Here is an 11,590-nt window from a genome sequence, read left to right as displayed (position 1 = left end):
CATAAGACCTGTTACCTCCTTCATGTAGGCTGGCAACATGGCAGTTTGTCAGGCTAGTCCTACAACATTGTAATTTTAGCTGGCGCACTGTTGAAAATGGGTACCGGCAGGGCCGCATCGGACCGTGTTGCCCATCAGTTGCCAATTGTTACCTCGTGATGAATCGGGGCATAATGCGCGGTATTCAACTTATTCCAAGCCTCATGCACGTAATCCTGGTAGAAGACGACGCAGTATTGGCCGATGGCGTGCTCCGGGTGTTGTCCGGCCATGGCATGAAGGTGGAGCTGCTGCAAAACGGCAGCGAAGCCGATGCCGTGCTGCAGCGCCCGGGCCCGGTCGACGTGCTGGTGCTCGATATCGGCCTGCCGGGGCTGGACGGCTTTGAAGTAGTGCGCCGCCTGCGCGCCCGCGGCAGCCAGTTGCCCGTCCTGTTGCTGACGGCGCGCGATGCGGTGGAAGACCGCGTGCGCGGCCTGGAACTGGGCGCCGACGATTACCTGGTCAAGCCGTTTGCCACGCCGGAACTGGTGGCGCGCCTGCGGGCGCTGGCGCGGCGCCACGCACCCAAACCCAGCGTGCTGCAAATGGGTTCGCTGGTGCTGGACCTCGGGGCCAAGCGCGCCCGCGTGCGCGATGCGGTGATCGACCTGTCGGTGCGCGAATGGGCAGTGCTGGAATACCTGCTGCAGCATAGTGCGCGCGTGGTCAGCAAACAGCAGATTATCGATGCCATCTTGCCGTGGGGCGAGGATGTGACGCCCAACGCGGTCGAGGTCTACATTTCGCGCATCCGCCAGAAGACCGCCGATGCCGGCATCAGCATCCGCACCATCCGCGGCTTTGGCTATATGCTGGAACCGGCCAATGGGTAAGATCCTTGGATAGCATCCGCCTGCGCCTGCTCAAGTGGCTGATCGGCCCGGTTCTTTTGCTGAACCTGGCCGGCGTGACGCTGAGCTATGCGCTGGCCTGGATCCCGGCCCAGATTGCCTTTGACCAGTCGCTGAGCGACGCCGCCGCCATGCTGGGCGCCCATGTCAGCGAACGTGAAGGGCGGCTGGTGCTGGACTTGCTGCCGGCCGCCGAACGCGTGCTGCGGGAAGACGAATTCGACAAAGTGTATTTTTCCGTGCGCGACAGCCAGGGCCGCCTGGTGGCGGGCGACCGCATGTTGCCGCGACTGCCGGCGCGTGCCGGTGCGCCCGCAGTCGACAGCGTGGTGGAAATGAACCCGGTGCGCATGGTGGCGCTGCCGGTGCTGACCGGCCAGCAGCAGGGCATCGTGGTGGTGGCCAAGACACTGCGCAAGCGCGGCCAGGCCCGTACCGCCATCGTGCGCGCCATGCTGCCGCTGGCGGCCGTGTTCACGCTGGCCTCGGTTGGGCTGGTGTGGTTGTCGGTGACCAGCGGCCTGGCGCCGCTGCATAAGGTAAGGGCCGGAATCCAGGCGCGCAGCGCCGAAGACGTGTCGCCGATCCCGCCGGCCGACGTGCCGCTGGAAGTAATGCCGATGGTGCGCTCTTTCAATGGCCTGCTGGAACGCGTGCGTGAAGGCGCGCAGGCGCAGCAGGACTTCCTGGCCAACGTGGCGCACCAGTTGCGCACGCCGCTGGCCGGCATGCGGACCCAGATCGAACTGCTGGCGGCGCAGCAATGCACGCCTGCCGTGGCCTCGTCGCTGGCGATGATGCAGGCCTCGATCGAGCGAATGATCCGCCAGGTCAACCAGTTGCTGGCGCTGGCGCGTGCCGAGCCCGGCCCCTTGCGCAAGACGCGCATGGAGCGCATGTCGCTCGACCAGTTGCTGGAAGAGTCGATCCAGCATTTCGTGGAGCAGGCGCTGCGCAAGGATATCGACCTTGGCTTCGACTTGCAGCACACCAAAGTCACCGGCGACCGTTTCCTGCTGCGCGACCTGGTCGATAACCTGGTCGACAATGCCATCCGCTACACGCCGCCCCAAGGTACGGTGACGGTCAGCTGCTTCCCGCACCTGGGCGGCGGCATGCTGACGGTGGAAGACTCCGGCCCCGGCATCCCGCCGGCCAAGCGCACCGCCGTCTTCCAGCGCTTCCAGCGGCTCGATGAAAAGACCAATGGCAGTGGCATCGGCCTGGCCATTGTGCGCGATATTGCCACTGCCCATGGCGCCAGCGTGGCCATCGACACCCCTGCCAGTGGGCGGGGCGCACTGTTTTCCGTGTATTTCCCCTCATAAAACTGCTCCTGTCAGGTATTTGTCAGGTTTTCCTCAGGGTAATGCAAGCTTGCTTGTCTAGACTTGCATTATCAAATACCAGTTTTGGAGCAAATACATGGACCAGCACCAGGCCAGCGCATCCCGCCAGATGGGCTTCACGCTGATTGAACTGATGGTGACAGTGGCAATCATTGCCATCCTTGCCGCGGTGGCAATCCCCGCCTATTCGGATTACATCAAGACCGGCCGCCTGCCGCAGGCGACCAATAACCTTTCCGCCATGCGCGCCAAGCTGGAGCAATACTTCCAGGACAACCGCACTTATATTGGCGCCTGCGCCGCCGGCACCATTGCCGCGCTGCCAGCTGCGGATGACTTCACCTATACCTGTCCAACCCTGACCGCCACCACCTATGTCGTGAAGGCCGTGGGCAGCGGCGCGGTCGCCGGTTTCGCCTACACGATCGACGAGTCGAACAACAAGAAGACCGTTGCCTTGCCAACTGGCTGGGGCACGGCCTCCGACTCGGCGCCGATTACCTGCTGGGTGCGCAAAAAGGGTGGCGCATGTTAAGCCGTCGCCAACAGGGCATGACGCTGATCGAGGTGATGGTCAGCGTTGCCATCCTCGCAGGCCTGCTGGCGATGGGCATTCCGGCGTTCTCCAGCTGGATCCAGGACACGCATAACCGCACTGCCGCCGAATCGATCCTGAACGGCTTGCAGACTGCGCGCGCCGAAGCGGTGCGGCGCAATACGGTGGTGCGCTTCAGCCTGACCGACGTGGACGGCAAGGTAAGCTGGACTGTCGGCTGCCCGACCGTGACTGCCAATTGCCCTGCTGACATCCAGAGCCGTCCGGCTGCTGAAAGCGGCGCGATGGCCAAAGTGACCGTCAGCGCCGACCCGATTCCGGTGCCGGCGCCCGCCGGCTATTTCACGGCCCTGATCACGGACGCGGGCGCACTGCCGGCCGAAGTCAATTTCGATGGACTGGGCCGTGTGTTGACGCCGCCGGCGGGATCCCTGTTCAACCGCGCCGACGTGACCAGCACGGCCAACGCCAGCGCGCGCCGCTATGTGGTGGTGGTGTCAAGCGGCGGCCAGATTCGCATGTGCGACCCGAAGATCGCGTTTGCCACCGACCCTCGCGGCTGCAGCTAAGGAGAAATTCATGAAATCTCAACGCACATTGCGCAAGCAAAGCGGCATAGCGCTGGTAGAGGCCCTGGTTGCCATCGTCATCTTTGCATTCGGCGTGCTGGCCATTGTCGGCTTGCAGTCGGCTTCCGTGCGCCAGGTAAGCGACGCCAAGTACCGCATCGACGCGGCCAATCTCGTCAGCCAGTCGCTGGGCGCGATTTGGGTGGATCGCGAGAACGTCCAGGCGTATGTCGTCAGGGACCAGGCAGTCAGCACTTTGCCGAACGGGAAACTGACCATCGCGGTGTCGGGGCCATGGAACGCTGCGGCAGGCGTTACGGTCACGGTGTCCGTCAGTTGGAAAGCGCCGGGCGAAAGCCAGGCTCACACACAGACCAGCGTGCAGTTTATCGCCGGTTAAAAAAGGAATAATCCAATGCACGACAAGCAAAACGGTTTCGGCCTGGTCGAGATCATGGTGGGCCTGGGCGTCGGCATGCTGGCCATGGTGGTCGTAATGCAGGTGTTCAGCCAGGCGGAAGGGCAAAAGCGCACCGCCACCGGCGGCGCCGATGCGCAGAGCAACGGCGCGATTGCCCTGTCCATGATCGAACGCGATGGCAAGATGGCAGGCTGGGGCATGGCCAATTCGATGTTCTCCGGCTGCAATACGACCTACAGCTACTGCGACGGCGACATCAGCTGCGGCGGTACGGCCGGCCCGCTCACTGGCTTATCGATGGCGCCAGCCGTGATCACCGATGGCGGCGACAACCCCGACAGCTTCCTGGTGCAGTACTTCGCCAACCCAAAGGAAGGTTCGTTCCGCTACCCGTCCAGCACGGAACTGCGCAGCAATATGCCGCAGCCATCGGCCGAACTCAATGTCGGCAACACGGCAGGCTGCCGTGAGGGCGACATGATCCTGGTGCAGCAGAACGGTAAGTGCACGCTGATGCAGGCGACCCAGATCCAGGACGAGGCCCTGAAAATCCAGCACAATCCCGGCGCCAGCGGACATTACAATCCACCGGCCGCCTACCAGACTGCCAACAACTGGCCTGCCTACACGAAGACGGCAAAACTGTCCTGTTTCGGCGCGCCGCCGGGCGGCGCCTTGTACCAGCGCTCCTATAGCGTGAATAACCTGCACCAGTTGCTGCGTTCCGATAATTCGGCCAACCCGGCAATCGTGAACGATGTGGTGGAGCCGGAAATCGTCGACATGCAGCTTCAGTACGGGATCGCGCTTGCCGACCCGAAAAAGGTCGATTCCTGGGTCTCGGCCACCGGTACCTGGGCCCATCCAACGCCGGCGCAATTCCTGCTCGTCAAAGCGGTGCGCGTCGCCCTGGTGGCGCGCAGTGTGCAGTACGAGAAGCCGGCTGCCGGTGCGCAATGCACCACTACGACCGATACCATGGTCGCTAACTGGTCAAGCTGGGCAACCTTCAAGACCACCAGCTATCCGGCCGACTGGAAGTGCTACCGCTACAAAGTGTTCGAGACGATTGTGCCGTTGCGCAATGTCATTTGGGGATAAGACCATGAACCACAACAAACAAGCCGGCGCAGTCCGGCAAGCATGGCAGCAGGGCGTGATCCTGCCTGTCACCCTGATTGTGCTGGTGGCCATGACGCTGGCCGGCATTGCATTGCTGCGCTCGGTCGATACCACGGCCGTGATCGCCGGCAACCTGGCCTTCAAGCAAAGCGCCACCGCCAGCGGCGACGCCGGTGTGGAAGCGGCAATTACCTGGTTGACCCAGAATGCGCCAACCGGCTTGCTGGACCAGGATTTGCCAGCGAGCGGCTACTATGCAACGCGCCAGGACGCCCTGGACCTGACCGGCAACAAACGCGATCCGGAACCCACTGCGGCCGACGACCTGGACTGGGATGACGGCGGCGCTGTCACCAAGCTGCAGAAGGACGCGGCCGGCAACGACGTGGCCTATGTCATCCACCGCATGTGCGATGCCGCCGGTGCGCTCGATGCCCGGACCTGCTCCACGCAGCAGGTGTTCATGAAGGGCAAGAACGACGGCGCGGAAGCCCAGATGGGCGGCTATCACGAAGGCGAAATCGACAATTCGTCGATCCGCGCTTTCTACCGCATTACGGCACGGGTAACCGGGCCGAGGAATACCACCAGCTACGTTCAGGCTGTGGTCTCAATCTAACGCAGGAGATATCAAATGGACTGGACCAATGTCCCACAGCCAGGCCTGCGTGCCTCGCTTGCCGCGCTCGGGCTGGGCCTGATGCTGGCCATGCAGCCGGCCGCTGCCGCCCCCACCGAACTGGCGGATATTCCGCTGGCCAACGCCACCACCGCGCCTATTTTGCCCAACATTATGTTGGACCTCGACAATTCGGGCAGTATGGCGTGGAGCTATATGCCCGATTACGTGCGCTACACCTCGCTTGGCAACTTCGGCACCATGTGCCGCGGGCCGAACAGCAGCAATACGCTGGTCGTGTGCGAACCCGGTGACGCGCCATTCTTTGCCAGCGCCTTCAACGGCCTGTACTACAACCCGGCGATCCGGTATTCGTGGCCGACCAAGGCCGACGGCAGCTTATTGCCCGACCATAACGGCAAGACCGCCTATGGCTCGCCCTGGAGTACCGTGGCCAGCGATGGTTACGGCGTGCAGGCGATCGACGAGACCAGTGCCGAACAGCCAAGCGCCAACCCCTGCAAAGGGGTGGTCTCGGGCGGCAACTGCCCGCGCCTGTCGAGAACCGCCACGGTAAATCTGGTGACAGGGTATCCGGAGCGCATGTGGTGCAAGAGCTCCAATGACGTGCCGCCGAGCACCAATTGCAGATCGGAGGTGGTGGGTGGCAACTATTCCTATCCGGACGGCACATACAGGAACCTGGTTTCGGTGGATGGCGCACCTTACTACTACAATGTGAGCGTTGAGTGGTGCAACACAGCGGATAGCACGCCGAACCAGAATTTCGGCAAGGCCGGCACCTGCCAGGCCAAGAAGACCGCCACCTACAAGTACGTGCGCTACTTCAACTGGTCGCGCGTCGACATCAAGCCGGGCACGGTGTTTCCGACCAAGGCTTCCGGTCGCAGCGATTGCGCCGGCGCCACCTGCACGTATGCCGAGGAAATGTCGAATTTCGCCAACTGGTTTGCGTGGTACCGCACCCGTACCCAGATGACCAAGAGCGCGATTGGACAGGCATTCAAGGACGTGCGCGGCACCCCGGTGTCCACCGATCCTGATGACTCTGCCTATCTGCACGCCCGTATTGGCTTGACCACGATTAACAACCCGATCGCACTGAATATCGAGAACTTCGACACAACCCAGAAGGAATCGTTTTACACCAACCTGTACAGCTTCGATCCGCTGGGCGGTACCCCACTGCGCAATTCGCTCGATTCGCTGGGCAAGATGTACATGGGCACGAGCACCACCTACAGGGATCCGGTGCAGTATTCCTGCCAGAAGAACTTCACCATCCTGGCAACGGATGGCTATTGGAACGACGGCTATAGCGGAGTAGGCGACACCGATGGCGCCGCGGGCGTGTCACTGCCATCGCGCGATGCCCTGAAGACCGGCAACACGCTGGCGGACGTGGCGTATTACTACTACCACACCGACCTGCGTTCATCATGCACGACGAAAGATGTGTGTACCGACAACGTTGCGCCATCGGGCGCGAATGCGGACGTGGACGACGTGGCGCAGCATCAGCACATGACCACGTTCACCATCGGCCTCGGGGTAGATGGTACGCTGACATACGATCCGAACTACAAGACCAATAGCTCGGGCGACTACTTCAACATCAAGCAGGGCGTCACCAGGTGGCCGGCGCCAAGCAGCAACTCGCCCGAGACTATTGACGACTTGTGGCACAGCGCAGTCAACGGCCGCGGCACCTACTTCAGCACGCGTGACCCGGAAGCGCTGGAAGGCGGCCTGCGCCGCGCGCTGCGCAGCATCGACAGCGTGACCGGCAACGGCGCGGCGGCGGCAACCAGCGCCCTGCAGCCTACCGCAGGCGACAACTTCATTTACGTGGCAACTTACCGCACCGTGAAATGGGACGGCGACGTCAGCGGCTATTCCATCAACCTGTCCACTGGCGCAGTATCGACCACGCCGCTGTGGCAGGCGGAACCGCTGCTGCGCAACAAGATCGCTGCGGCGGGCAATTCCGACAGCCGCGTTATTTACACTGCCAACGGCACCACCCGCACCCTGTTCGCCAGCGGCACCGGCGGCCTGACTGCCGCGCAGCTTGCGCTGTTCGACACCAGCCGGCTGAGCCAGGCGAGCGAATGGTCGGCTACGCAGCGCACGGCTGCCACCCCGGCTTCTCTGGTGAATTACCTGCGCGGCCAGGACCGCAATGAAGACCAGGATCGCACCGTCGCGTACGGCGCCTATGAGCGCCTGTACCGCGACCGCGAAAAAGCCCTGGGCGACATCGTGCACTCGCAGCCGATCTATGTGAAGGCGCCGCCGTACAATTTCAGCGATGACGGCTACCTGGAATACAAGGCTGCCAATGTGGATCGCCAGCCGACCCTGTATGCGGCCTCCAACGACGGCATGCTGCATGCGTTCGATGGCGAAACCGGCGAGGAACGCTGGGCCTATGTGCCGCCGGCGGTGCTGCCGGACATGTGGCGCCTGGCCGATGCCAACTACGGCAGCCAGCACCGCTACTACCTGGACGGTCCGTTGACCATGAGCGATGCCAAGATCAACGGCAGCTGGAAAACCATCCTGATCGGCGCCATGGGCAAGGGCGGCCGCGGCTACTATGCGGTCGATGTAACCGACCCGGCGGACCCGCGTCCGCTGTGGAACTATACCGCCAACGACAATCCGCGCATGGGCTACAGCTTCGGCACGGCCTTCATTACCAAGATGGCCAACGGCACCTGGGTCGCCGTGCTGGCTTCGGGCTACAACAACGTGCCGGAAGGGACGAAATATGCCGGCGCCGATGGCCGCGGTTATATCTTCATCCTCGACCTGGCCAGCGGCACGCTGCTGAAAACCATTTCGACCGGCGTCGGCAGCACTGCCAACCCGAGCGGCCTGGCGCGTATCAATGTGCGCTCGCCTGACTTCACCACGAATAACACCGCCATCGGTGCTTATGGGGGCGACCTGACCGGCGTCATGTGGCGCTTCAACCTGGAAGCCGGCACGGCGACGAAGCTGGCGGAATTTGCGGACAAGCCAATCATGGTTGCGCCGGCAATGGGTGAAATCCAGGACAAGTTTGCCGTGTTCTACGGTACTGGCCGCTACCTGGGCCAGGGCGACCTGGACGACACTGGCACCCAGACCATCTTCGGCATCAAGGACGATGGCAGCACCACGGTCACTGCCAGCAGCCCACTGGTTTCGCAGACGGTGACGACGTCGGGCACCACCCGCAGCATCACCAACGCCGCAGTTGAGTGGAACACCAAGATGGGCTGGCGTGTCGACTTGCCGGACACCGGCGAGCGCGTCACGATTGCGCCGCAGCTGTTCCTGGGCACGCTGGTGTTTTCCTCCACGGTGCCGTCGGTGTCGGCCTGCCAGCCAGGCGGTTATGGCTGGCTGTACCAGATCGACTACAGGACTGGCGGCAACGTCCAGACCAACATCCCGGCCGGCCTGAAGTACGCAACGCCGATCGTTGGCACCAGTGTGGTCAAGCTGCCATCCGGCACGCCGCTGATTTATCCGGTGGGTGCGTCGAAAGGCATCGGGGTGCCGGCTGTCATGCGCCTCGGGCCGCCTGGTGACAATGACGCCAAGGTCCGCGTCCTGTGGCGCGAGATCTCGGACTGACCGGCCTGTGATGGTGAGCCGTCTCCGCCCCTGGCTGGCGCTGGCCGTATCGGCGCTGGTGCACGTCGGCCTGGCGCTGTTCCTGGTGGGCCATGCAAGCCGCGTCGCCAGGGAAGGCGGCAACGCGGCGCAGCCAGGTCCGGCCATGATGGTGCGCCTGGTCGGTGCCGTGCGGCCGGCAGCGCAAGACAGGGTGACGCTGGCCGCGGCGGATCTGACGGCGGCGGTGCCGGCCAGCAGGCCGGCACCAGCTGCCGAGCTGCGGCCTCAGGCGGAAGCGGGCGGGAACGACGGCGTCGAAGTGCAAGAGAGGCATTACTTCGGCGCCAGCGCCATGACGCAGCAGCCGGAAGTAGCGGAAGGCCTGGTTGGCGGCAAACTGCTGGTAGTGCCGGGCATTACCCCGCAAGCGGTAGACCTGCAAGTCTGGATCAGCGATGAAGGCGCCGTCGAACGCGTCGCCCTGGATTCGCCAATGTCCGAGAAAGAAAAGCAGATGCTGCTGGCGGCTTTCGCCAGCGTTCGCTTCCAACCCGGCCGTATCGGGCGTATTGCCGTGCGCGGCCACGTGGCGCTGCAAGTGATGCTCGATTACGCCCTCCGGATGTGAGGGGAGTGGTGGTAAAATAGCGGGTTTTCCGTCTGCGCCAACCGCTGGCTGCCATCATGTCTGACGATATCCAAATTCAATCTTCGAGCAAGACCCCCGCGCTGATTGCGCGCGAAGTCGCTCGCCGCCGTACTTTCGGCATTATTTCCCACCCGGATGCGGGTAAAACCACGCTGACCGAGAAGCTGCTGCTGTTCTCGGGCGCGATCCAGATGGCCGGTACCGTCAAGGCGCGCAAGAGCGGCCGCCACGCCACCTCCGACTGGATGGAAATCGAGAAGCAGCGCGGCATTTCCGTGGCTTCCTCGGTGATGCAGTTTGAATTCCGCGACCACATTATCAACCTGCTCGACACCCCCGGGCACCAGGACTTCTCGGAGGACACCTATCGCGTGCTGACCGCGGTCGACTCGGGCCTGATGGTGATCGACGCCGCCAAGGGTGTGGAAGCGCAGACCATCAAGCTGCTGGACGTCTGCCGCATGCGTCATACGCCGATCGTCACCTTCATGAACAAGCTGGACCGCGAATGCCGCGATCCGCTGGAGCTGCTGGATGAAGTTGAGTCTGTGCTGAAGATCCAGTGCGCGCCGGTGACCTGGCCGATCGGCATGGGCAAGAACTTCCGCGGCGTGTACCACCTGATCAACGACGAGATCCTGCTGTTCCGCGCTGGCGAAGAGAGCTTGCAGGGTTTCGAGGTCATCAAGGGCATCGACAATCCGCGCCTGCAGGAGATGTTCCCGATGGAGATGGACCAGCTGCGCATGGAGGTGGAACTGGTGCACGGCGCCTCCCATCCATTCAGCCTGGAAGACTTCCTGGCTGGCAAGCAGACCCCGGTCTTCTTCGGTTCCGCGATCAACAACTTCGGCGTGCGCGAGATCCTGTCCGCGCTGGTCGACTGGGCGCCTGCGCCGGAATCGCGCGACGCTTCGGTGCGCACCGTGCAGCCGACCGAAGAGAAGTTCTCCGGCTTCGTGTTCAAGATCCAGGCCAATATGGACCCGGCGCACCGCGACCGTATTGCTTTCCTGCGCGTTTGCTCGGGCAAATTCGAGCGCGGCATGAAGGTCAAGCACCTGCGCCTGAACCGCGAGGTGAAAGTGTCGTCCGTGGTGACGTTCATGGCGTCTTCGCGCGAACAGGTGGAAGAGGCTTACGCGGGCGATATCATCGGCCTGCCGAACCACGGCAATATGCAGATCGGCGACTCCTTCTCGGAAGGCGAGATGCTGCAGTTCACCGGCATCCCTTACTTCGCGCCGGACTTCTTCCGCCAGGTGCGTATCCGTAACCCGCTGAAGATCAAGCAACTGCAGAAGGGTTTGCAGCAGTTGGGCGAAGAGGGCGCGGTGCAGGTGTTCAAGCCAGTGCTGGGCGGTGAAGTGGTGCTGGGCGCGGTCGGCGTGCTGCAGTTCGAAGTGGTGGCTTCCCGCCTGTTGAACGAATACGGCGTGGATGCGGTGTTCGAAGGCACTTCGATTTCGACTGCGCGCTGGGTTTCCTGCGACGACAAGAAGATGCTGGCCGACTTCGAGGCGGCACTGGGCCATAACGTGGCTTATGACGCTGCGGGCAATATGGCTTACCTGGCGACTTCCGGCGTCAACCTGCGCCTGACCCAGGAGCGTTGGCCGAAGCTGACCTTCCACGCAACGCGCGAACACGCGACCAAGCTGGACTAAAACCGGTAAGGCGGGGTCTGACCCGCAGCCGTTTGTTGGGTTTGAGGCCTTTGACTCTCGACGAAAATCAACGGCCTAAAACCAACCCCTAGCGGTTGAGTTGACAGGGCTGACC

At 62.9% G+C, this 11,590-nt stretch carries 10 protein-coding genes; all 10 read left to right on the top strand.

Annotated features, from left to right (window positions below; genetic code table 11):
• Window positions 1–203: 203 nt before the first annotated feature.
• The 10 genes from ASE26_RS22280 to ASE26_RS22235 all read left to right on the top strand — a co-directional run bounded on the left by ASE26_RS22280 (window position 204) and on the right by ASE26_RS22235 (window position 11,475).
• On the top strand, window positions 204–875 hold the full coding sequence (locus tag ASE26_RS22280; RefSeq protein ID WP_055924363.1) for a response regulator transcription factor: 672 nt from the start codon (window positions 204–206) through the stop codon (window positions 873–875).
• A 5-nt stretch (window positions 876–880) separates the two neighbouring features.
• Window positions 881–2,221 carry a sensor histidine kinase gene (locus ASE26_RS22275; RefSeq protein ID WP_055924360.1) on the top strand — a complete coding sequence of 447 codons (1,341 nt, stop codon included), beginning with the start codon at window positions 881–883 and terminating at the stop codon, window positions 2,219–2,221.
• Window positions 2,222–2,318: 97 nt separating this feature from the next.
• The gene (locus ASE26_RS22270) at window positions 2,319–2,777 is read left to right on the top strand and encodes a type IV pilin protein (protein ID WP_055924357.1); all 459 of its coding nucleotides are present in this window, start codon (window positions 2,319–2,321) and stop codon (window positions 2,775–2,777) included.
• Complete coding sequence (locus tag ASE26_RS22265) at window positions 2,771–3,367, top strand: GspH/FimT family pseudopilin (protein ID WP_082507056.1); 597 nt, start codon at window positions 2,771–2,773, stop codon at window positions 3,365–3,367. The genes ASE26_RS22270 and ASE26_RS22265 overlap by 7 nt, the downstream gene beginning before the upstream one ends.
• A gap of 10 nt (window positions 3,368–3,377) precedes the next feature.
• Window positions 3,378–3,767, top strand: a complete 390-nt coding sequence (locus tag ASE26_RS22260) for a prepilin-type N-terminal cleavage/methylation domain-containing protein (RefSeq protein WP_055924352.1) — start codon at window positions 3,378–3,380, stop codon at window positions 3,765–3,767.
• 15 nt (window positions 3,768–3,782) lie between these two features.
• Window positions 3,783–4,889, top strand: coding sequence for a PilW family protein (locus ASE26_RS22255; RefSeq protein ID WP_057246966.1), 1,107 nt, complete (start codon window positions 3,783–3,785; stop codon window positions 4,887–4,889).
• Window positions 4,890–4,893: 4 nt separating this feature from the next.
• Window positions 4,894–5,529, top strand: coding sequence for a hypothetical protein (locus ASE26_RS22250; protein ID WP_055924346.1), 636 nt, complete (start codon window positions 4,894–4,896; stop codon window positions 5,527–5,529).
• 15 nt (window positions 5,530–5,544) lie between these two features.
• Complete coding sequence (locus tag ASE26_RS22245) at window positions 5,545–9,177, top strand: pilus assembly protein (protein WP_055924343.1); 3,633 nt, start codon at window positions 5,545–5,547, stop codon at window positions 9,175–9,177.
• 10 nt (window positions 9,178–9,187) lie between these two features.
• Window positions 9,188–9,787: a hypothetical protein gene (locus tag ASE26_RS22240; protein WP_055924340.1), complete on the top strand. Its 600-nt coding sequence runs from the start codon at window positions 9,188–9,190 to the stop codon at window positions 9,785–9,787.
• A 56-nt stretch (window positions 9,788–9,843) separates the two neighbouring features.
• Window positions 9,844–11,475 (top strand): peptide chain release factor 3, encoded by a 1,632-nt coding sequence (locus ASE26_RS22235; protein ID WP_055924337.1) that lies wholly within the window; start codon window positions 9,844–9,846, stop codon window positions 11,473–11,475.
• Window positions 11,476–11,590 lie beyond the last annotated feature (115 nt).

Source organism: Duganella sp. Root198D2 (assembly GCF_001428585.1).
Classification (GTDB): Bacteria; Pseudomonadota; Gammaproteobacteria; order Burkholderiales; family Burkholderiaceae_D; genus Rugamonas.
The sequence above is the reverse complement of the archived record's forward strand: the minus strand, read 5'-3'. Positions and strand labels throughout refer to the sequence as shown.

Bases quoted from the DNA above. Each gene is read 5' to 3' on its own strand.
- ASE26_RS22280 (WP_055924363.1), top strand. From the start codon at position 204: ATGCACGTAATCCTGGTAGAAGACGACGCAGTATTGGCCGATGGCGTG.
- ASE26_RS22270 (WP_055924357.1), top strand. From the start codon at position 2,319: ATGGACCAGCACCAGGCCAGCGCATCCCGCCAGATGGGCTTCACGCTG.
- ASE26_RS22265 (WP_082507056.1), top strand. From the start codon at position 2,771: ATGTTAAGCCGTCGCCAACAGGGCATGACGCTGATCGAGGTGATGGTC.
- ASE26_RS22260 (WP_055924352.1), top strand. From the start codon at position 3,378: ATGAAATCTCAACGCACATTGCGCAAGCAAAGCGGCATAGCGCTGGTA.
- ASE26_RS22255 (WP_057246966.1), top strand. From the start codon at position 3,783: ATGCACGACAAGCAAAACGGTTTCGGCCTGGTCGAGATCATGGTGGGC.
- ASE26_RS22250 (WP_055924346.1), top strand. From the start codon at position 4,894: ATGAACCACAACAAACAAGCCGGCGCAGTCCGGCAAGCATGGCAGCAG.
- ASE26_RS22245 (WP_055924343.1), top strand. From the start codon at position 5,545: ATGGACTGGACCAATGTCCCACAGCCAGGCCTGCGTGCCTCGCTTGCC.
- ASE26_RS22240 (WP_055924340.1), top strand. From the start codon at position 9,188: ATGGTGAGCCGTCTCCGCCCCTGGCTGGCGCTGGCCGTATCGGCGCTG.
- ASE26_RS22235 (WP_055924337.1), top strand. From the start codon at position 9,844: ATGTCTGACGATATCCAAATTCAATCTTCGAGCAAGACCCCCGCGCTG.